Source organism: Salinarimonas sp. (genome assembly GCF_046292825.1).
Taxonomy (GTDB): domain Bacteria; phylum Pseudomonadota; class Alphaproteobacteria; order Rhizobiales; family Beijerinckiaceae; genus Salinarimonas.
In genome coordinates, this window is sequence record NZ_JBKBQG010000009.1 from 13681 (window position 1) to 34716 (window position 21036).

17 protein-coding genes and 2 tRNA genes are annotated in these 21036 nt (G+C 71.3%); 7 read left to right on the forward strand and 12 right to left on the reverse strand.

Annotated elements, in window-relative coordinates; translation table 11 throughout:
* The first annotated feature begins 119 nt into the window (after positions 1-119).
* The gene (locus tag ACK4UM_RS06700) at positions 120-1355 is read left to right on the forward strand and encodes a branched-chain amino acid ABC transporter substrate-binding protein (RefSeq protein WP_409797096.1); all 1236 of its coding nucleotides are present in this window, start codon (positions 120-122) and stop codon (positions 1353-1355) included.
* Between the two features lie 246 nt (positions 1356-1601).
* On the opposite strand, the gene ACK4UM_RS06705 is transcribed toward ACK4UM_RS06700, so the two are convergent.
* Positions 1602-2192 (reverse strand): NADPH-dependent FMN reductase, encoded by a 591-nt coding sequence (locus ACK4UM_RS06705; protein ID WP_409797098.1) that lies wholly within the window; start codon positions 2190-2192, stop codon positions 1602-1604.
* 245 nt (positions 2193-2437) lie between these two features.
* Here ACK4UM_RS06705 and phnD point away from each other — a divergent pair, with 245 nt between their 5' ends.
* From phnD to phnE (ACK4UM_RS06725), 4 genes are all read left to right on the forward strand, one after another.
* Positions 2438-3364, forward strand: coding sequence for a phosphonate ABC transporter substrate-binding protein (phnD, locus tag ACK4UM_RS06710; protein ID WP_409797100.1), 927 nt, complete (start codon positions 2438-2440; stop codon positions 3362-3364).
* A gap of 97 nt (positions 3365-3461) precedes the next feature.
* Positions 3462-4277 carry a phosphonate ABC transporter ATP-binding protein gene (phnC, locus tag ACK4UM_RS06715; protein WP_409797273.1) on the forward strand — a complete coding sequence of 272 codons (816 nt, stop codon included), beginning with the start codon at positions 3462-3464 and terminating at the stop codon, positions 4275-4277.
* A gap of 5 nt (positions 4278-4282) precedes the next feature.
* On the forward strand, positions 4283-5218 hold the full coding sequence (gene phnE / locus ACK4UM_RS06720) for a phosphonate ABC transporter, permease protein PhnE (protein ID WP_409797102.1): 936 nt from the start codon (positions 4283-4285) through the stop codon (positions 5216-5218).
* Entirely contained in the window at positions 5215-6072 is an 858-nt protein-coding gene (phnE, locus tag ACK4UM_RS06725; protein ID WP_409797104.1) for a phosphonate ABC transporter, permease protein PhnE, read from the forward strand. Before phnE (ACK4UM_RS06720) ends, phnE (ACK4UM_RS06725) begins: the two co-directional genes overlap by 4 nt.
* A gap of 54 nt (positions 6073-6126) precedes the next feature.
* Here the strand turns inward: phnE (ACK4UM_RS06725) and ACK4UM_RS06730 are convergent.
* The 3 genes from ACK4UM_RS06730 to ACK4UM_RS06740 form a co-directional block, all read right to left on the reverse strand.
* Positions 6127-6203, reverse strand: a tRNA-Arg gene (locus ACK4UM_RS06730).
* Between the two features lie 57 nt (positions 6204-6260).
* Positions 6261-6572, reverse strand: coding sequence for an ETC complex I subunit (locus tag ACK4UM_RS06735; protein WP_409797106.1), 312 nt, complete (start codon positions 6570-6572; stop codon positions 6261-6263).
* A gap of 51 nt (positions 6573-6623) precedes the next feature.
* A tRNA-Pro gene (locus tag ACK4UM_RS06740) sits at positions 6624-6700 on the reverse strand.
* 156 nt (positions 6701-6856) lie between these two features.
* Between ACK4UM_RS06740 and ACK4UM_RS06745 the strand changes: the two genes are divergently transcribed.
* Positions 6857-8764, forward strand: a complete 1908-nt coding sequence (locus ACK4UM_RS06745; protein WP_409797108.1) for an ABCB family ABC transporter ATP-binding protein/permease — start codon at positions 6857-6859, stop codon at positions 8762-8764.
* Between the two features lie 15 nt (positions 8765-8779).
* Here the strand turns inward: ACK4UM_RS06745 and ACK4UM_RS06750 are convergent, their stop codons facing one another.
* From ACK4UM_RS06750 to ACK4UM_RS06770, 5 genes are all read right to left on the reverse strand, one after another.
* Positions 8780-10378, reverse strand: coding sequence for a sensor histidine kinase (locus ACK4UM_RS06750; protein WP_409797109.1), 1599 nt, complete (start codon positions 10376-10378; stop codon positions 8780-8782).
* 190 nt (positions 10379-10568) lie between these two features.
* The gene (locus ACK4UM_RS06755) at positions 10569-12206 is read right to left on the reverse strand and encodes a Na/Pi cotransporter family protein (RefSeq protein ID WP_409797110.1); all 1638 of its coding nucleotides are present in this window, start codon (positions 12204-12206) and stop codon (positions 10569-10571) included.
* Positions 12207-12316: 110 nt separating this feature from the next.
* Positions 12317-13195, reverse strand: coding sequence for an undecaprenyl-diphosphate phosphatase (locus ACK4UM_RS06760; RefSeq protein WP_409797112.1), 879 nt, complete (start codon positions 13193-13195; stop codon positions 12317-12319).
* Between the two features lie 529 nt (positions 13196-13724).
* Positions 13725-15299: a hypothetical protein gene (locus ACK4UM_RS06765; protein ID WP_409797114.1), complete on the reverse strand. Its 1575-nt coding sequence runs from the start codon at positions 15297-15299 to the stop codon at positions 13725-13727.
* A gap of 160 nt (positions 15300-15459) precedes the next feature.
* Entirely contained in the window at positions 15460-17559 is a 2100-nt protein-coding gene (locus tag ACK4UM_RS06770) for a heavy metal translocating P-type ATPase (RefSeq protein ID WP_409797116.1), read from the reverse strand.
* A 130-nt stretch (positions 17560-17689) separates the two neighbouring features.
* Between ACK4UM_RS06770 and ACK4UM_RS06775 the strand changes: the two genes are divergently transcribed.
* Positions 17690-18124: a MerR family transcriptional regulator gene (locus tag ACK4UM_RS06775; protein WP_409797118.1), complete on the forward strand. Its 435-nt coding sequence runs from the start codon at positions 17690-17692 to the stop codon at positions 18122-18124.
* Positions 18125-18141: 17 nt separating this feature from the next.
* Here the strand turns inward: ACK4UM_RS06775 and ACK4UM_RS06780 are convergent, their stop codons facing one another.
* Genes ACK4UM_RS06780 through nadE form a run of 3 tightly spaced genes read right to left on the reverse strand, consistent with a single transcriptional unit; the run spans position 18142 to position 21031 of the window.
* Positions 18142-19233, reverse strand: a complete 1092-nt coding sequence (locus ACK4UM_RS06780; RefSeq protein ID WP_409797120.1) for a hypothetical protein — start codon at positions 19231-19233, stop codon at positions 18142-18144.
* Positions 19234-19283: 50 nt separating this feature from the next.
* Positions 19284-19997, reverse strand: a complete 714-nt coding sequence (locus ACK4UM_RS06785; RefSeq protein WP_409797122.1) for a N5-glutamine methyltransferase family protein — start codon at positions 19995-19997, stop codon at positions 19284-19286.
* Complete coding sequence (gene nadE / locus ACK4UM_RS06790) at positions 19994-21031, reverse strand: NAD(+) synthase (protein WP_409797124.1); 1038 nt, start codon at positions 21029-21031, stop codon at positions 19994-19996. The genes ACK4UM_RS06785 and nadE overlap by 4 nt, the downstream gene beginning before the upstream one ends.
* Positions 21032-21036 lie beyond the last annotated feature (5 nt).

Here is a 21036-nt window from a genome sequence, read left to right on the forward strand (position 1 = left end):
CCCGGAGCGGGGTCCGGGCCTTGGCGGCACATTCGCGACATTCGCCGCCCCCGCGCCTTGATCTTCGTCAAAGCCTCCTCATTCTGCGGGGAGGATCGGGAATTGTCGGGATGCGGCGGATGACGGGGGAAGCGCTGGTGCGGCGGATGAGGGGACGTCTCGCGGGCTCGTGCCTCGCCGCGGCCTGCGCCGTCGGGCTCGCATCGGCCGCGATGGAGGCCGGCGCGCAGCCGGCGCAGCCGGCGGGCGCGCCTTTGCGAATCGCGGTCGGCGCGCCGATGACGGGTCCGCTCGCCGCCTATGGCGCGATGATGGAGGAGGGAGCGCGGCGCAGCGTGCAGGCGATCGCGGAAGCCGGCGGCCCGCCGATCGATCTCGTCGTGCTCGACGACGGCGGCGATCCGGCACGCGCCCGGACGCTCGCCGCGCGGATGGCGGGGGAGGGGATCGTCGCGGTCGTCGGCCATCTCACCGCTCAGGCCACGCTCGAGGCGGCGGCGGTGCTCGCGCGCGACGGGATCCTTCTCGTGAACCCGGCCTCGACCGAGCCGCGGCTGACCGAGGAGCCCACCTGGAACATCCTGCGCCTAGCCGGCCGCGACGCCCGCCAGGGCGAGGTCGCCGCGCGCTATCTCCTCGCCCGCGGGCAGGATCTGCGCGTCGCCATCGTCCACGACAAGTCCGCCTTCGGCAAGGGCGTCGCCGACGCCATGCGCCGCGCGCTCGACGAGGGCGGGGCGGGCGACGTCTTCTACGAGGGGCTCGATCCCGGCGAGCCGGGCTATCGCGGGCTCGCGGCGCGGATCGCGGCGGCGGCGCCGACCCATGTCTATTTCGGCGGTCTCGCGCCGGAAGCGGCGATTCTCCTGCGCGATCTGCGCGATGCCGGCAGCGAGGCGGTCCTCGTCGGGTCCGACGGGCTCGCCGCGCCCGCCTTCGCGCAGCTCGACGCGGCGCTCGCCGCCGGCACGCTGATGACGGCGAGCCGGGACACCGCCGGCATCCCCGCCGCGACCGCGCTCGCCGAGCGGCTCGCGAGCGAGGCGCGGCTCGCGGGCACGCCCGTCCATCCCGCGGTCGTGCCGATGCTGGGCGAGGAGGGGGTGGTGGAAACGCTCCACCCGATCGCGCTCGCGTCCCACGCCGCGATCGAGGCGATCGCGGCGGCGGCGTTCGAGGCCGGACCGGACGGGCGCGCCATCGCCGCGCGGCTGCGCGCGGACCCCGTCGAGACGGTGCTCGGCCCCCTGATGTTCGACCCCGCCGGCGAGGTCATCCTGCCGATCTTCGTCGTCCACGAATGGCTGCCGGGTCCCGACGGCGGCCTCGATTACCTCGGAAACGCCGCGCCGTGAAGCCGTGGGGCGGGGGGTGCGTCAGCCTTCTCCCCTTCCCACGCCGTCATTCCGGGGCGCGAAGCGAACCCGGAATCCAGACTCCCGACCTCGGATGAGCAGCCTATTGGCTGCGTCCTTCGACGCATCGATTGCCTGCTATTGCGGAACGAGCGCGCATGCGCGCTCGAACCAACGTCGTGGTTCTGGATTCCGGGCTCGCTTCGCGCCCCGGAATGACGGCCAGGGGAAAGATTCGCCCGCCCCTCAATTCCCGTTATACACCTTGCGCAGCAGCTCCGGCGCGGCCGCGCGCGCCCGGCCGAGCGCCTCGGCATAGGCCATCAGCACGTCGAGCGAATGGTCGACCCGCGCCCAGGCGGGCGACGGCTCGGCGCCGGCGAGCACGCTCTCGCCCTCCGCGATGAAGGCGCTCGCCGGGCGGATCGCGATCGAGACGGGGGTGAAGCAGACGAGGGTGTTCTTGTGGACGCTCATGCGCAGCTCCGCCATCGGATAGGCGCCGCCGGTGCCCTCCGAGACGCCGAACAGGGCCGCGGGCTTGTGCGCGAACAGGTCGTTGCCGGCGATCATGAAGAGGTTCTTGAGCGCGGGCGTCGCCATCCCGTTCCATTCGGGGGCGAGGATCACGAAGCCGTCGGCGGCGGCGAGCCGCGCGGCGATCGGGCCGGCGCGATCGTCGGCGCGCTCCTTCCAGGGGATCTCGACCGCCTCGAGCTTCAGCACGGAGGCCTCGTGCGCGTCATGGCGGGCGGCGAGCCGGCGCGCGATCAGATCCGCGATCGCCCCGCTGCGCGACCCCTCCCGCTGGCTGCCCGATACGACCAGGATGTGCATGTCTCGACCTCTCTGCGCCTCCACGCGCCGCGATATAGCGCGCCTGCCCGTGCCGCCAAGCCGCTCGCCGCCGTGGAGACCGCGTCGTGGGAATCGCGCACGCGAATATTTGCCGACTGAGCGTTTTCCCCTGTCACACAACGGAATCGGCTCTGTCGCAAAAGCTTCGTGAGAGACGAATACGGGTCGCGAGCGCTCGGACGACGAGCGCATACCTGCTGGATTTCTTCCGGAGAACCCGTCCGATGTTCCGCACTCTCCTCCTCGGCGCCGTCGCCGCCTCGAGCCTCGCCTTCGGCATCGCCGCCCCCGCCGCCGCGGATTGGCGCTCGGACATGCCCGTCTTCCGCGTCGGCCTGCTCGGCGGCGAGAACGAGGCCGATCGTCTGCGCAACAACCAGTGCCTCGTCGAGGCGCTCGGCTCGCGTCTGGGCGTGCCGGTCGAGCTGTTCCCGGCGCCCGATTATGCCGGCGTGATGCAGGGCCTGCTCGCGGGCCAGCTCGAGATGTCGTTCCTCGGCGCGTCCGCCTATGCCGGCATCTACCTGCAGGATGCCGACGCGGTCGAGCCGATCTTCGTCAACGCGGAGGCCGACGGCTCGCTCGGCTACATCGCGGTGATGTATGTCCGCGCCGACAGCGACATCAAGACGCTCGAGGACATGCGCGGCCGCGCGCTCGCCTATGCCGACGCGAACTCGACCTCGGGCTTCCTGGTGCCGCGCTTCGAGCTCGCCCAGGCCGGCATCAACGATCAGGAGTTCTTCTCCCGCACCGGCTTCGGCGGCGGTCACGAACAGGCGGTGATCGCGGTCCTGAACGGGCAGTTCGACGGCGGCGTGACCTGGGTGTCGGGCGTGGGCGAGCCTTCCGAGGGCTATACCCGCGGCAACCTGCGCCGCATGATCGACAACGGCCTCCTGAACATGGCCGACCTGCGCATCATCTGGGAATCGAACATCATCCCGAACGGCCCGATGGTCGTGCGTCAGGCGATCCCGGCGGAAGCGCGCGCGATCCTGGTCGACTACTTCGCCACCCAGCACGAGACCGATCCGGAGTGCTACACGGCCGTCTCCTTCGGCTCCGGCGCCGGCTGGGCCCCGACGGACCATTCCTTCTACGAGGGCATCGTCGAGATGCGCCGCGCCGAGATCGCCGGCTCGCGCTGATCCGGCACGCAGGTCCCTGGCGGACCCCCGTCCTTCGCGGCGGGGGTCCGCTTCTTGCGAGATCCCCATGTCGCCGCTCCAGCCGAACGAGGCCGTCATGCTCGAATTCCGCGCGCTCACCAAGCGCTTCAAGGACAACGTCGCCGTGGACAGCGTCACGCTCTCGATTCCGCAGGGCCAGATGGTCGGCGTGATCGGCCGCTCGGGCGCGGGCAAGTCGACGCTGCTGCGCATGATAAACCGGCTCAACGATCCCTCGAGCGGCGAATTGATCCACAAGGGGCGCGACGTCGCCAAGCTGAAGGGCGCCGAGCTGCGCCGCTGGCGCTCGCAATGCGCGATGGTCTTCCAGCAATTCAACCTCGTCGGCCGCCTCGACGTCCTCACCAACGTGATGACGGGGCGGCTGCATCGTCACGGCTTCGTCTCCTCGATGCTCAAGCTCTACTCCGCGCAGGAGCGCGCCTTCGCGATCCGCGCGCTCGACCGGCTCGGCATGGCGCATACCGCGCTCCAGCAGACCGATACCCTCTCGGGCGGGCAGATGCAGCGCGTCGCGATCGCCCGCGCCCTCGTCCAGGAGCCGGAGATCCTGCTCGCCGACGAGCCGATCGCCTCCCTCGATCCGCTCAACGCCAAGGTCGTGATGGACGCGCTGAGGCGCATCAACACGGAAGACGGGCTCACCGTCGTCTGCAATCTGCATACGCTCGACACCGCGCGCGCCTATTGCGACCGCATCATCGGCATGCAGGGCGGCCGCGTCGTGTTCGACGGGCCGGCGCACGACCTCACCGACAAGGCGGCGCGCGAGATCTACGGCGCGGAGGCGGACGAAGCCTTCGCGGAGGGCATCACCTCGACGTCGATCGGCGGGCACCAGCCGGTCGTGCGGCTCCAGGCGGCGGGCTGAGCGCGATGGCGACGACCACGCTCGACCCCCGCACGAAGGCCGCGCCCGGCGAGGACGCCGTCACGCTCTTCGAGCGCCATCGCGCGGAGCTGCGCCGCTCGAAGCTCCTCTCGACCATCCTGCTGGCGGGCCTCTTCCTCGCGATGCTGATCTGGTCGATCACGGTTTCGCGGTTCTATCCCGATCGCCTGGCCGCGGGCGTGCCGCGCATCTTCGAGTATTTCGGCACGGTCCTGCCCAATCTCGAATGGGACAAGCTCTTCCTCGGTCGCGGGCCCGACGGGCGCGCGGTGCCGGGCTCGATCACCTTCTGGTATTCCGATTTCGCCAAGTACATGCGCCTCATCTTCGAGACGATCCTGATGGCGATCACGGCCACGATCCTCGGCGCGGCGGCGGCCTTCGTGCTGTCCTTCCCCGCCTCGCGCAACCTCGCGCCGAACAACGCGATCGGCATCCTCTCGCGGCGCTTCCTCGAATTCTGCCGCGGCGTGCCGGAGATCCTCTACGCGCTCGTCCTCGTCTTCGCGGTCGGCGTCGGCCCGCTCGCGGGGGTGATCGCGATCGCGATCCATTCGGCGGGCGCGCTCGGCAAGCTCTTCGCGGAGGTCAACGAGAACGCCTCGATGCGCCCCGTCGACGGCATCCGCGCGGTCGGCGGCACCTGGTTCGAGGAGGTCCGCTACGGCATCGTCCCGCAGGTGCTGCCGAACTTCGCCTCCTATACGCTCTTGCGCTTCGAGATCAACGTGCGCGCCTCCTCGATCGTCGGCTTCGTCGGCGCGGGCGGGATCGGGGCGGAGATCAACCACGTGATCTCCTTCTTCTCCGACGACCGCGTGCTCGCGGTGCTCATCCTCGTCGTCGCCACCGTGACCCTCATCGACCTCCTCTCGGAGCGCGTGCGGCACGCCTTCATCGGCAAGGAGAACCTGCGATGAGAAGCTTCTCGATCGACGCGATCGGCCCGGCCGAGATCGCGCAGGCGCGCGCGAGCCACCCCAAAGCCTTCGGCAACCCGCTCTCGCGCGGGATCGGCGTCCTCGGCTGGGGGCTGATCGGGGCCTATCTCCTCTATTCCCTGTGGCTCTTCGAAATCTGGAAGCTCTTCGCCTCCTGGGACCGCGCCGCGACCATGCTGACGCGCATGGTGGTGTGGCGCGACATGGACACCTGGATGTACGGCCAGATCTACACGGGCATCGCCCAGACGATCGCGATGGCCTTCCTCGGCACGCTGCTCGCGACCATCCTCGCGCTCTTCATCGCCTTCTTCGCCGCGCGCAACACGCTGCCCTTCGCCCCCGTGCGCCACGCGGTGCGCCGCTTCCTCGACGTCCTGCGCGGGGTCGATCAGGTGATCTGGGGCCTCGTCTTCGTGCGTGCGGTGGGGCTCGGGCCGCTCGCGGGCGTGCTCGCGATCTTCGTCTCGGACACGGGCACGCTCGCCAAGCTCTATTCGGAGGCGATCGAGAACATCGACCGCAAGCAGGTCGAGGGCGTGCGCGCCACCGGCGCCGACGAGACCCGCGTGATCCGCTACGGCTACCTGCCGCAGATCCTGCCGGTCTTCATCTCGCTCTCGCTCTATTCCTTCGAATCGAGCACCCGCTCGGCGACGATCCTCGGGCTCGTCGGTGCGGGCGGCGTCGGCATGGTGATCATCGAGCGCTTCCGCGCCGGGCTCTTCGACCAGGTGGCCTTCGTCGTGCTCAACGTGCTCGTGGTGATCGCGATCATCGATTGGGCGTCGGGCAAGATCCGCAAGCGCTTCATCGGCGAGCGCGGGCATTGAGAGGGGCGCGCTCGCGGCCCCCGTCGCGATCGGGATAATCATCCGCCGACGAAGTGGCGACCCCGGCAGGGCTCGAACCTGCGACCTAGTGCTTAGAAGGCACTTGCTCTATCCAGCTGAGCTACGGGGCCGTGGCCGGCGCGGAGGGCTCGAAGCGCCCCCGCGACGGCGAAGCGAAACGCGAGAAGTCAGTGCGTCCAGGGCTGGGCGCGGTTGTGCTTGAAATTGTCGGAATAGGAGACGATGCGGCGCTTGGGCTCCATCGGCTCCTGGACGCGGTAGGCGAGGCCCTCGCGCTCGGCATAGGCGATCGCCTCCTCCTTCGTCTCGAAGGTCAGCCGCACCTGGGCGCGGGTGTCGGTGGAGGTGGTCCAGCCCATCAGGGGCTCGATCTGGCGCGGCGAGGCCGGCTCGAACTCGAGCACCCAGCGCTTGGTGCGGGCCTGGCCCGAGGAGGTGGCGCCGCGGGCGGGCTTGTAGATGCGTGCGGTCGTGGCCACGGATGCTCTCTCGATCCGGTCTCTCTCGAACCTCGAACCCTCGCCGGCGGCTGGTCGGGGCGGCTGGATTCGAACCAGCGACCCTCTGCTCCCAAAGCAGATGCGCTACCAGGCTGCGCTACGCCCCGACACGCCTTCGGCACGATTGGAGATACGGAGCGCGGCTTCGGCGCGCAAGCCTTTTGTGGTGGCCGCACCCGCGCATGGCCCGCCTTCGCGTCCCCGCGTCTGTCGCGGGCGCGCGAAACGTCCTATATGGAGCCATCCGACAGAAGCCGAGCATCATGACCGATCCCAATCAGAGCCCCCGCGCCGCGCGCGACGAAGGCGGGCTCCTCTCCGCGGCGCCGCGTCTGTGGCCCTATCTGTGGCCGCACGGGCGGCCCGATCTGCAGCGGCGCATCTTCCTCGCCTTCGGGCTCCTCGTCGCGGCGAAATTCGCCACGATGCTCGGCCCCTTCGCCTTCAAATGGGCGACGGACGCGCTCGTCGCGGTCACCGGCGCGTCGACGGCGACGGACATCCCCCCCGCCCAGGCGCTCGGCTGGCTCTTCGCCTCGCCCGTGATCCTGACGCTCGCCTATGGCGGCGCGCGCATCCTGATGGCGCTGCTGACGCAGGTGCGCGACGGGGTCTTCGCCAAGGTCTCGATGCATGCCGTGCGCAAGCTCGCCACCGAGCTCTTCGCGCATCTGCACGCGCTCTCGCTGCGCTTTCACCTGGAGCGCAAGACGGGCGGCCTCACCCGCGTGCTGGAGCGCGGGCGCGACGGGATCGAGGAGCTCACCCGGCTCATGATCCTGACGCTGATCCCGACGATCCTCGAGCTCGTCCTCGTGCTCGGCATCCTCGCCTGGCAGTTCGACTGGCTCTATTCGCTCGTCGTTCTCGTCATGGTCGTCGCCTACCTGGCCTTCACCTACAAGATGACCCAGTGGCGCATCGGCATCCGCAAGAAGATGAACGAGAGCGACACCGACGCCAACACCAAGGCCATCGACGCGCTCCTCAATTTCGAGACGGTGAAGTATTTCGGTGCCGAGCGGCGGGAGATCGAGCGCTACGACCGCTCGATGGAGCGCTACGAGCGCGCCTCCGTGCAGACCTACACCTCGCTCGCGCTGCTCAACGCCGGCCAGGCGGCGATCTTCACGATCGGCATGACGATCGTGATGCTGCTCGCCGTGCGCGACATCATGGCGGGGAACGCGACGATCGGCGGCTTCGTGCTCGTCAACGCGCTCCTCGTGCAGCTCTTCATCCCGCTCAACTTCATGGGCATGGTGTATCGCGAGATCAAGCAGGCGCTGATCGACATCTCCGACATGTTCGCGATCCTCGATCGCGATCCCGAGATCCGCGACCGGGAGGATGCCCGTCCGCTCGCGATCGCGCAGGGCGCGGTGCGGTTCGAGGACGTGCGCTTCTCCTACGATCCCACGCGGCCGATCCTGAAGGGGGTGAGCTTCGAGGTGCCGGCGGGGCGCACCGTCGCGATCGTCGGCCCCTCGGGCGCCGGCAAGTCGACGATCTCGCGCCTCCTGTTCCGCTTCTACGAGCCGCAGGCCGGGCGCATCCTCATCGACGGGCAGGATATCGCCGGCGTCACCCAGGAGAGCCTGCGCGCGACGATCGGCATGGTCCCGCAGGACACGGTGCTCTTCAACGACACGATCGGCTACAACATCCGCTACGGCCGCTGGGACGCCGCCGAGGAGGAGGTGCGCGAGGCCGCGCGCCTCGCCCAGATCGACCGCTTCGTCGAGAGCCTGCCCGAGGGCTACGAGACGCCGGTCGGCGAGCGCGGGCTCAAGCTCTCGGGCGGCGAGAAGCAGCGCGTGGCGATTGCCCGCACCATCCTGAAGGCGCCCCCGATCCTCGTCCTCGACGAGGCGACCTCGGCGCTCGACACCTTCACCGAGAAGGAGATACAGGACGCGCTCGACTGCGTGAGCCGCGGGCGCACCACGCTCGTCATCGCGCACCGCCTCTCGACGGTGGTCAATGCGGACGAGATCATCGTGCTCGACCAGGGGCTGATCGTCGAGCGCGGCACCCATGCGGCTCTGATCGCGGCGGACGGGGTCTATGCCGCGATGTGGAATCGCCAGCAGGAAGCCGACGCCGCCCGCGCGCTCCTCCAGGCCGCGGAGGCGGAAAAGGCGGCCTCGCTGCGGCTGCGGATCGATTGAGGACGCGCGCCGCCGTCACAGCGGCAGCGCGATGCGGGCGACGAGCCCGTCGGGCGCGTAGTCGAGCGCGACGCTGCCGCCGTGCGGCTTGAGGCTCGTCTCCAGAACGCGCGAGCCGAAGCCGCGCCGGCTCGGGGGGACGACCGGCGGGCCGTCGATCTCGCGCCAGTCGAGATGCAGGCAGCCCGCCTCGACGCGCCATGCGAAGGCGACGCGTCCGTTCGCCGCCGAGAGGGCGCCGTGCTTGACGGCGTTCGTCGCGAGCTCGTGGACCACGAGCGCGAGCGCCACCGCCCGCCCGCCGTCGAGCGCCACGTCCTCGCCCTCGATCGCGATCCCGGCTCCGCTCGCATAGGGATCGAGCTCGCCCGACACGAGCGCGCGCAGCGACACCCGCTCCTGGGGGCCCGATTCGGCGATCATCACGTGCGCCGCCGCGAGCGCGCCGAGGCGGCCCTCGAAATCGCGATCGTAGCTCTCGAAATCGCCGGCCGTGCGCATCGACATGCGATGCACCGCCTGGACCGTCGCGAAGGCGTTCTTCACCCGGTGGCCCATCTCTGCGAGGACGAGCGTCTTCTCGGCAAGCGCCTGCGAGAGCGCGCGGGTGCGCTCCTCGACCCGCGTCTCGAGATCGAGCGCGTAGGCCTTCTGGCGGCGCACCGCCTGGGCGCCGAGGACCGCGAGGAGCGCGAGCGCGAGCGTCATCGCCGTGCCCGCGAGGGTGTTCACGAGGAGCCTGCTCCGCGACCCTGCGAGCACCGCCGCGCTCGGAATGCCGATCGTCGCGGCGATGCCGGTGACCGACGACGCCGCGTAGCCGAAGATCATCGGCGTCCCGTCGAGCGGGCAGGGGGCCTCGAAAACGCCGCGCCGGCCGATGCCCGCGGGCAGGAGCGCGTCGCGTTCGACCGACGCCAAAGCCGCGACCGGAACGGGCGGATCGCGCAGCAGCGTCTCGCCGGTCGGGGCGAACAGGTAGATGGAGATCGGGTAGCCCACCCGCGTCGTCGCGACGAGATCGCGGATGCTCTCGGGCGAGAGCGAGACCTGCGAGAAGCCGAGGAATCCGCCGTCGTCCGCCGCGATGCGCCGGGCCGTGACGATCAGCACCTCGTCGACGAACCGGTTGTCCGGCAGGAGCGCGATATGGAGCGCCTGCGGGTCGTCGCGGACCGCCTTGAAATAGGGTCGATCGGCGGCGTTCAGCGCGGGCGTCGGGTAGGTGCGCGAGGTGAGGAGCGCGTCGCCCGCGGCATCGCCGATCCAGATCGAGACCACGTGCGGGGAGCGGTCGGCGAGGCCGGCGAGCGCGCGATGGGCGCCCGCGTCGCGGGCGATGGCATCCTCCGCGACCGTGATCGCCACGGCCTCGTTGCGCACGAGGTCGGCCGTCTCGAGGAGCCGGTCGGTGTAGTCCGTGAAGATCGCGGCGAGCGTCGCGACGACGTCGCGCGCCTGGGCGATCTCGGTCGCCCGGTCGCGCGCGCTCGCCACGAGCACGCTCGTCCCGATACCCAGCACCGCCGCGGCGAGGAGCGCGTACAGGTAGGTGGACGGGGAGCGCAGGAGCGGGCGAGGCGCGGTCGCCGTGATGTCGCGGCCGGAGCGCACGATCTGGCCTCCTCTCGGGTCCCGTCGAACGGGTCGCCGCGCGGAAACGGCACGAGCGGGCGCGCCATGGACAGGGCTCGACCATAGCACGACGGCCCGGCTTCGCAAGAGGTCGCGCGAGGTTGAACAACTTTTGATCGGCGGATTAAGGTCGTCTCGGCAGAGCCGGAAGCGTAGCCACAACTGGTGATCAAGCGCCGAAACCGCTCTCGGGCGGGGGAGGGGCCACGCGGGCGAGGCGGATGCGGGCCTTGGCGGCGTGCTCGGCGAGGCGCCGCAGGGCGTAGGCGCGATCGAGCGCGCCGTCGACCGCCTCGAAGGGGACGCTTCCCGCCGCGCCGGCGGCGAGGATCTCGGCCTTGAGCGCCTGATACCCCGCCTCGACGTCCCGCCCGAGCGCGTCCGCCGCGGCCGCGTCGATGCCCTCCGGGGAGGCGTCGGCGAGGCGGGCGAGCGCGCGCTCGACGAGGGCGGAGAACGTCGCGAGCCGCGCGGCGACCCCGCCGCTCTCCGCCCGCGGCGGCGACGCCTCGGCGAGGGCGAGGCTGCGCGCCGCGATCTCCTCGGCATGGCGGACGGCGCGCAGCGCATGGCCGATGCCGTCGACGGCGTGCTCGGGCAGCATCTGCTTCTGGAGTTCGCGCAGGAAGGCGTGGATCTCGCCCGAGAGCCGCTCGACCGTCCGCCGCCGGGTCGCGAGCGCGCCGAGCGCGGAATGGCCGTGGCGCACGGCGGCGAGCGCGGTCTCGGATGCGGTGCCCACGAGCCGCGCGACCTCGCGCGCGACGCCCTCCATGGCGAGGCTCGGCACCGCGAGCATGTTGGGATCGAGATGGCGCGCGCGGCCTTCGCTCTCGTCGGGCGAAACGAAGCGGCCCGCGAGGAAGGCGACGAGGCGCCCCGCGAGCGGCCACACGAGGAGCACGCCCAGAACCTTCGTCAGCGAGTGGAACAGCGCGATCGTCGTCGCGATCCCCGCCGCGCCCGCCTCCATCGTGTCGGGAACGGCGAGGGTGACGAGGGCGATCAGCGCCGGCAGGAGGGCGAGGGCGACGAGGCCGACGACGGCATTGAACAGGACATGGGCGAGCGCCACGCGCTTGGCGTCGGCGGTGGCGCCGATCGAGGCGAGCGCGGCGGTCGAGGTCGTGCCGAGATTGGCGCCGATCACCGTCGCGGCGGCCGCCTCGAGCCCGATCAGCCCGCCCGCCGCCGCGGTGATCGCCATCGCGATCGAGGCGCTGGAGGATTGCGTCAGGACGGTGAGCCCGATGCCGATCGCGACGAACAGGGCGATGCCCGCGATCCCGCCGTCCTGGAAGGCGCCGAGATCGACCGCGCCGGCGATGCCCGCGAAGGCGTCCTTCAACACGGAGACGCCGAGGAAGAACAGGCAGAAGCCCGCGAGCGCGCGCCCGATCGCCCGCCGCCGCGGATCGCGCAGCGCCAATTCGAGCAGCGCGCCGATGCCGACGAGGGGCAGCGCGAGGACGTCCATGCGGATGCCGATGCCGACGAGCGAGACGAGCCAGGACGTCGCCGTGGTGCCGACATTGGCCCCGAACACCACGAACACCGCCTGCCCGAGGCCGAGGAGCCCCGCATTCACGAAACCGAGCGTCGCGATCGTCACCACGCTCGAGGATTGCGCGATCGCGGTGATCGCGAAGCCCGCCGCGAGCGCGCGCAGGCGCGTCTTCGTCGAATGGGCGAGGATCGCGCGCAGGCGCTCGCCCGCCGCGAGCCGCAGCCCGTCGCTCATCATGCGCATGCCGATGAGGAAGAGGCCGATGCCGCCGAGCGTGGCGACGAGGGGCAGGCCGCTCATCGCGGGCTGCTTTCGGGACGGGGAGGCGGATTCTGCATCGATTTAGGCTCTCGCCCGCCATCTCGCGCGAACCGAGCCCCGCGCGCCATCCGCACCAATCCGGAGCCGGCTCAGGTCAGCACGTCGCCGAAACCGACGAGGACGAGGAGTGCGAGCGCCCAGAGGTAGTAGGAGAAGTAACGCAGCCGAGCCCGGTAGAGGAGCGCGAGGACGAGCTTCAACGCGACCACGCCCACCAGCGCCGAGACGACGAAGGCGACCGCCAGCGGCGCGGCGGCGATCGCGAGCGGCTCGCCCGCCCGCGCGAGCCCCGCCGCCTGCACCGCCGTCGCCGCGAGGATCGTCGGGAAGGCGATGAAGAAGGAATACTCGGCCGCCCGCTTGCGCTTGAGGCCGCATAAAAGCGCCGCAATGATGGTCAGCCCGCTGCGGCTGAGCCCCGGGATCAGCGCGAGCCCCTGCGCGAAGCCGATCGCGAGCGCCATTGCCGGGCCGATGTCCTTGATGCCGAGGCGACGCGGCGGCAGGCGGTCGGTGACGTAGAGGAGGATGCCGGTGATCGTGAAGGTCGCCGCCAGCATCGCGGGCGTGGCGAACACGGTCTTGAACAGATCGCGGAAGGCGAGCCCCATCGTGCCGGTGACGAAGACCGACAGGAGGCCCAGCATCCACAACCGGAGAACGAACCAGCTCTGCCGCGGCGCCGTCTCGCCCCGGATCTCCCGCTTTGCGAGCCGGCGCAGCTCGGTCGCGGTGCCCGAGAGGAATTGCGCGATCTGGAGGCGGAACACCCAGACGACCGAGACCAGCGTGCCGACATGCACCACGAGATCGAAGAAGATCATCTGCGGCGATTCGGGCGGCGGGATCTGCGAGCCGGACGCGATCAGGAGGTGCTGCGTCGCGACGAGATGCGCGGTGGAGGACACCGGCACGAACATGAACACGCCCTGCACGATCCCGAGAAGCGCGGCTTCGAGAAGGGTCATCGGCAGGCTTCCTCGGGAATCGTCGGGGCGGGGCGGGGCGCGCGACGCACGGCGCGCGAGGGGCAAACCGCTATAGCCGCGCGGACGTTCCGAGGGGAGGGGGGGCTGTTTGGGGGGAGCGAGCGCTCTCTTCTGCCTGCGGCTTCTCGATTGCCGACGGCTGTCATCCCGGACGCCGAAGGCGATCCGGGACCCAGAACCACGACGCGTCGGTCGCAGCCTATAGGCTGCGTATCTCCGACGGTGGCTTCATCTGAGGATGCGGAGCGAGCGCGGCATGCGCGCTCGGACGAGCGTCGAGGTTATGGGTCCCGGGTCCGCTTCGCGGCCCGGGATGACACCCTTTAATTGCGTTATCGCAAGAACGCGTGGCTCGAATCCGGCGGCGAGCGGCCCGGACCCGCCGCGCGCCCCGGCGCCACACACCCCCCCCTGCTGGAGGGCGGTCGCGCAGAAGTAACCCCAGAAGAAATCGGGGCGCGCGCGGGGCCCGGCCCCCCCCCCCCCCCCCCCCCCCCCCCGCGGCGCCTCACTCCGACGCGTGCTGGAGGGCGTTCGCGAAGAAGAAGCCCCAGACGAAATCGGTTTGGAGAGCCTCGAGCTTCGGCGGCTGCTGGCTGGAGACGAACCAGGTCGGGTCCGGGATGCCGACCGAGCCCTCCGCATAGCCGATCTGGCCGAGCGTGTTCTCGAAGACGCCGATCACGCTCGGGGTGCCGTCGGGGCCGACATGGGCGCGGGCATGACAGGTCATGCAGGACGACGACATCACGAAGCCGCCCTCCGTGACCGAGTTGCCGAGGATGTTGCGCCAGCCGGTCGATTGGACGAAGTTCACCTGGCTCCCCTTGAGGCGATAGCTGCGCCAGGCCGGATCGCCGATGCTCGGCATCGCCGCGTCGGCGCTCTCGCCCGTGCCGATGCCGAGCCCGTCGAGCACCGCCTCGAGGCCCGGCCGGATCGCGCCGCCCGCATAGACGCGACCGGGATCGAAGATCGCCGAGGCGATGGGCAATTCGTCGCTCATCATGTGCGGCCGGGTGAAGTTGTCGGCGGCGCCTTCCGGCACCTCGTCGGGCGAGGCGAAGCCGTAGGAATCGTTGCAGCCCGTGTAGTCGCAGCGCCCGAGATTGTCGACGTGCTCGAAGGTCAGCCAGACCCAATTGGGGATGTCCTTCGAGGAGACGTGGAAGGCGACGAGCCAATGCTCGCCGGGCTCGAAGATCTGCGCGTTGTTGTCGGTCACGGCCGAGGTGAGCGTCATCTTGACGAAGGGCGCGTCCGGATTCTCGACGATGCCGAGCTCCTCGGCGCGCGCGCGAGAGATCCAATTGCTCTTGATCATCACCGCGTCGACGGGGAAGTCGATGCGCGCGCTGGCGCCGCCCGCATTGGCGCTCTGGAAGGGCGCCTGGTTCGTCATCACCCGCGCGTTCTCGGCGAACACCTTCGCGACGCCGTCGGAATTGTAGAGGTCGTTCTCGAAGACGTAGTCGAACATCGGCTTGTTGCGGAAGACGAGCTCGGCCATCGACTGACGCACGATCCGGCCCGGATCGATCGCGTCGATGTCCTGGGGCGTCACCGGCCGCACGCTCGCGTCGAAGGCGGTGGTGTGGGCCTTCGAGAGGGGCTGCGCCTGGTGGAGCGGCGGCGTCGCGCCCGCGGCCCGGTGATCGCCCGGGAAATAGGGGCAGTGAAGCGCCGGGTTGTCGGCATCGTCATAGCCCGGATTGTCGAGGGAGCCGGGCGTGCAGCACGTCGTCGGATCCTGGCCGGGCGCGCACATCGCGATCGGCTGGGCGGGCCAGGTCTGCGGGTCGGCCGCCCAATTCTTCCAGAATTCCTGCGTTACGATCTCGGTGAACAGCTTCCACGAGAACATGTCCGGGCAGGTCATGGCCGGATTGCGGATCGCCGGGTCGACGACCACCGCGCCGTCGACCACCTGCATCGCGCAGGCCGGCGCGTCGCGCACGTCGGCGTTGAAATACATGGCGTAGTCGATCGTGTTCGGCGTGCGCGCGTCTTCGGCGAAGGCGGGCGCGCAGAGCGCCGCCAGAGCCGCCGTGCCGGCCAGGCCGGCTTTCGAATGTCGGATCATGAATGCCCCCTCGGAATGGTCGCCCGTGACGTGACGCGACGACGCCGCACTGCGACACGGCGCCGCGAATCAACCACGGGTACGTGAAGAATGTATCAACTATCGATCGAAACTCGAAAGGGTTTTCGCGATGCCCGGTGGAGAGCCGGCGAACGGCTCGTCACATCCTGCGCCCCGCCGCGAGAAGGCGCATGGCGTTGAGCGTGACGAGCACGGTCGCGCCGGTATCGGCGAGGATCGCGGGCCACAGGCCGGTGATGCCGAGGATCGTGGTGACGAGGAGCACCGCCTTGAGGCCGAGCGCCACGGCGATGTTCTGGGCGATGTTCGCCATCGTGTCGCGCGAGAGGCGGACCATGCGCGCGACGTCGCCCACGCGCCCCTCGAGCAAGGCCGCGTCGCCCGTCTCGAGCGCCACGTCGGTGCCGCCGCCCATGGCGATGCCGATATCGGCGGCGGCGAGGGCGGGGGCGTCGTTGATGCCGTCGCCGACCTTGGCGACGACGTGCCCCTCGGCCCGCAGCTTCTCGACGAGGCGCATCTTGTCCTGCGGCAAGAGGCCCGCATGGACGGGGATCGCGAGGCGCGCGCCGATCTCGGCTGCGGTCGTCGGGTTGTCGCCGGTGAGCATCACGGGCGCGATCCCGAGCCGCTCGAGCGCGCGCAGGCCCTCGGCGGCGTCCGCGCGGGGCTCGTCGCGCACCGCGATCAGGCCGGCGGGGCGCTCGGCGACGAGGAGGACGCAGACGGTCTTGCCCCGCGCCTCGAGCGCGGCGATGCGCGCGAGCGTCGCCTCGTCGAGCGGCGCGACGGCGGCGGCGGCCCGGGGCGATCCGAGGAAGAGCGCGCGGCGTTTGAAGCGCCCCTTCACGCCCTTGCCGCCGAGCGCTATCACGCCGATCGCGGGCACGACCGGGACCCGCTCTGCCTGCGCATGGGCGAGGATCGCCTTCGCGATCGGATGGGCGGAGCCCGCCTCGAGCGCCGCCGCGTCCTCCAGGACCTCGGCCGCCGTGCGATCGAGCCCGACGATGTCGGTGACGACCGGGCGGCCGCGGGTGAGCGTGCCCGTCTTGTCGAAGGCGATGGCGTCGACCCGGCCGAGGCGTTCGAGCACGGCGCCGCCCTTGATCAGCAGACCGCGGCGCGCACCCGCCGCGAGGCCGGCCGCGATCGCCGCCGGCGTCGAGATGACGAGCGCGCAGGGGCAGCCGATCAGCAGGATCGCGAGGCCGCGATAGATCCAGTCGAGCCAGGGCGCGCCGACGAGGAGCGGCGGCAGCGTCGCGACGAGCGCGCCGAGGACGAGCACGCAAGGGGTGTAGATGCGCGCGAAGCGGTCGATGAAGCGCGCGGTCGGCGCCTTCGCCTCCTGCGCCTCCTCGACGAGACGCACGATGCGCGCGATCGTGTTGTCCTGCGCGTCCGTGCTCACCCGCACGCGCAAGGCGGCGTCCGTCACGATGGTGCCGGCGAAGACGCCGTCGCCCGGCGCCTTCGGGCGCGGCACGCTCTCGCCGGTCACCGGCGCCTCGTCGACGGCGCCCTCGCCCGAGAGCACGGTGCCGTCCGCCGGGATGCGGTCGCCGGGGCGCACGTGGATGACGTCTCCGGGGACGAGCGCGGCGGCTTCGACGGTCGCGAGCCCGCCGTCCCGTTCGAGGAGCGCCGTCTTCGGCACGAGGGCGGCAAGCGCGCGGATGCCGGCGCGCGCGCGCCCGGCGGCGACGCCCTCCAGCATCTCGCCGACGAGGAAGAGCAGCACCACGATCGCCGCCTCCGCCGTCTCGCCGATGATCACGGCGCCGATCGCGGCGATCGTCATCAGCGTCTCGATCGTGAAGGGCGAGCCAGCCCGCGCGGCCGCGAGCGCGCGCCGGGCGATCGGCACGAGGCCGATCAGCATCGCCGTCGCGTAGGCGAGATCGGCATGGTCCGGCACGGCGAGGCCGAGGAGGTAGGCTCCCGCGAGCCCCGCCGCGCAGGCGAGCGCGAGCCGCGCCTTTGGCGCCCCGTGCCAGGGCGGATCGGCCGGCGTCGCTCTCGCCGCTTCGACAGGCGCGAGGCCGAATCCGAGCGCGCGCACGGCGGCCTCGATCTGCGTGCGCGCGGTCTCGGGAGCGCGCAGGCGCAGCGTCCCCGCGCCCGGGCTCACCGCGACGTCCCCCACGCCCTCGATGCGGGCGAGCGCCGTCTCGATCTTGGCGGCGCAGGAGGCGCAATCCATGCGCTCGACCCGATATCGCAACGTCTCGCTCATCCCGTCCCGCCGTCCTCGATTCCATCACGAGGGCATGCTACGACCTCTAGCGACTAGAGCTTCAAGCGGAAAACGACGGGAATTGGCGAATGTCGGTCTCCCGATTCGAGAAACACGAGGAGAGCGCGCGATGGCGAACGGCGGCACCGACGATCTGGCGATCGGCGATCTCTCGCGTCGCACGGGGGTGAAGGTCCCCACCATCCGCTATTACGAGGAGATCGGCCTCTTGCCGGCGCCCGCGCGCACGCGCGGCGGGCAGCGGCGATACGGGCCCGCGCATCTGCGCCGGCTCGCCTTCGTGCGCCACGCCCGCGATCTCGGCTTCGAGATCGACGCGATCCGCGAGCTCCTGGCGATGGCCGCCGATCCGCAGCGCCGGTGCGGCGAGGCCCACGCGATCGCCCGCGCCCATCTCGACGACGTCGAGAACCGCATCGCGCGGCTCGAGGCCCTGCGGGGCGAGCTGCGTGCGATGCTCGCCTGCGCGAACGGCACCGTCGCGCAATGCCGCATCATCGAGGTGCTCGCCGACCATGGCGAGTGCCTGCACGAGCGGCACTGACGATCGGCCCGAGCCGCTCAACTGCCGAAATCGTCCCCCACGAGCGGCGACCACGTCTCGCCGGCGAGCCCGGTGACGAAGGCGCGGCCGCTCGCGAAGGGCGCGAGGAGCGCGGGGTCGCGCGTCTGCACGCAGGTCGAGGCGCGGTGGGCGAAGACGCAGCCGCGCGTGAGCATCGCGTCCAGACTGTCGGGCTGCGTGCGCCCGCGCAGAGCGGCGAGCCCCTCCGCCCGTGCGCTCGCGAACATCCGGTCGACGACGTCGCCCGCGCGCCCCGGCGCGGCGACGATCTGGAGCACGTGGCCGATGCCGCCGGGCCGCGCGTGGTAGAGATAGAGGCCGATCGGAACCGTCCCGCGCAGGACGAGGCGGCGCACCATGGCGCCGTAGCGCGCCTTGCGCCGCGAGGCCGCGATGCGCGCGGCGAGGTCGACCCGCGCCCAGGCCGGCCGCGCCGCATAGGGCTCGGTGAAGCGCTCGAGCAGGGCGGCGAAGGTGGCGTCGTCCGCGATCTCCTCCTCGCCGCACGCCGTGTCCGCCACCCGCGACAGAGCGGGCGCGAGCCGGGCGGCGAGCGCGTCGAGGGGGCGGGCGAGCGGGCGCACGAGCGGCAGCGCGCGCCGCGCCGGCCCGCCCGCGTGCTCGACGCCGGCCGCGAGGAAGGCGAGGGGGCGGAAGACGCGCAGCCATTCGAGGCTGTAGCTCGTCAGCACGGTGCCGCGCAGGCGCTTCCAGAGCCCCTCCGAGATCGGGTTGGCGGTCTCCGAGAGGGAGACGTCCTGCGGCCCTGAGAGGAACCCGCGCAGGAGCCGCGCTCCGGCCATCGGATCGCGGTCCTGCGCGCGGACCATCAGCGTGCCGGAATAGGCCGCGCGGCAGGGCCGCCCCTCGATCTCGAAGGGCGTCGCCATCACGCCGACGAAGCCGTCGAGCCGCCCCTGCGCGTCGCGATGGACGAGGGAGGCGATTTCGGGATCGTCGGCGAGGGGGGCGACGAAGAGGCGCGCGAGCATGGACTCGAGCGCCTGCTGAGGCACGTCGCGCGCCGTCGGCGGCAGGAAGGTCTCGCGGAAGAGACGCGCGATATCGGGCACGTCCTGTGCGCTCACCGGGCGGATTTCGGGAACTGCGTTGGCGATCGCCGGACTCGAAAGCGCGCTCATGCTGCAATGTCCGAAGAGGCCGCTCGGCGAGCGGTGACGACGCGCGCCGTGCCGCTCGCATCGGCGAGGAAGGCGATATCCGCCCAGGTCCCGGTGCGGGCGAGAAGCCGCTCGACCTGACGGCCCTGTCCCTCCCCGAACTCGCAGGCGAGCACGCCGCCCGGCGCGAGGAAGCGTCCGGCCTCGCGCGCGATCCGTTGGAGGATCGCGATGCCGTAGGGGCCGCCGTCGAAGGCCTCGCGCGGCTCGTCTGCGAGGAGGTGGGCGCGATCCTTGGCGAGACGGCCCGTGGAAATGTAGGGCGGGTTGCACACGACGAGGTCGACGCGCCCCTCGAGGTCGTGGTCGGCGAGCGGCGCGAAGAGGTCGCCCTGGAGCACGCTCACCCGGTCGCCGAGCCCGTGCCGGGCGACGCTCGCCCGCGCCGCCGCGACGGCGCCGTCGGTCAGATCGCAGGCGAAGGCCCGGGCGCCGACGACGCGCGCGGCGATCGCGACCGCGAGATTGCCCGCGCCGCAGCACATGTCGACGACGAGCGGTCGCGCCCGCCCGCGCGCGGCGAGCGCCTCGAGCGCGGCGCGGCCGAGGAGCTCGGTCTCCGCGCGCGGGGCGAGCACGTCGGGCATCGCGGGAAAGCCGAGGCCCATGAAGCGGAACTCGGCCGGCGCCGTCTCACCGCCCGGAGGCGCCGGGCGCGCCTGCGGGGTCATCGGTCGTCCGCCGCGGCGGGGTCGATCGCGGCGAGGTCGATCGCGACCGGGTCGACCGTCATGGGACCGGCATGGAGCACCGCCGCGACCTTGCGCTTCCCCGCGATGTCGCGCCAGACGATCTCGACCGCCTCCTCCGAGATCCCCGCCGCACGCGCGGTCTCCTCTCGGCTCGCGCCGAGATCGAGGGCGCACAGGCAGATGTCCATCGTGCGCGTGTCCGCGGCGAAGTAGAATTCCTCCTGGCTCTGGGGCATCGACCAGGTGTCCGTCGTCGGCGGGCGGGCGCGGATCTCGTCGGGCACGTGCAGATGGGCCGCGAGGTCGTAGACCTGCGACTTGTAGAGATGTGCGATCGGCTTCACGTCGGCCGCCCCGTCGCCGTTCTTCACGAAGAAGCCGAGCGCGTATTCGAGCCGGTTCGGCGTGCCCGCGACCGCTCGGTTGAGGCGGTCGGCGTGGAAATACTCGATCTGCTTGCGGGTCCGCTGCTTCATGTTGGCGGCGGCGATGATCGCCTGGTAGGCGGCGAGCGGCAGGCGCCGTCGCGTCTCCTCCCCGTCGGGCGCGCGCACGACGAGGCTCGACAGGTTGTAGCCCTTGGCGCGGAAGGCGGGATCGAGCACGACCTTGCAGGTCCAGCCCTCCCCGTATTCGGGCACGACCGTGCGGATCGCCGCGTCGCGCCGCGCGTAGCAGCCCATCGCCTCGAGCGCAGGCGCGATGTCCTCGACCACCGTCTCGATGCCCAACGCATCGGCGACGAGCCGGCCGAGGCGCAGGCTGTCGGGGTCGGAATCGCGCTCGGGCATCAGGATGCCGAGCACCTTGTCGGCGCCGAACGCCGCGACCGCGAGGCCCGCGGTGACGGAGCTGTCGATCCCGCCCGAGAGGCCGAGCACGATGCCGCGCTTGCGCAGCCGCCTGCCGACCTGCTCGCGCAGCGCATGGGCGATCCGCGCCGTCTCGTGGGCCGGATCGATCGCGAGGGCGCGCGCGTCGAAGGGGCGGAGGGCGGTCTGCGTCATGGCCATGAGCG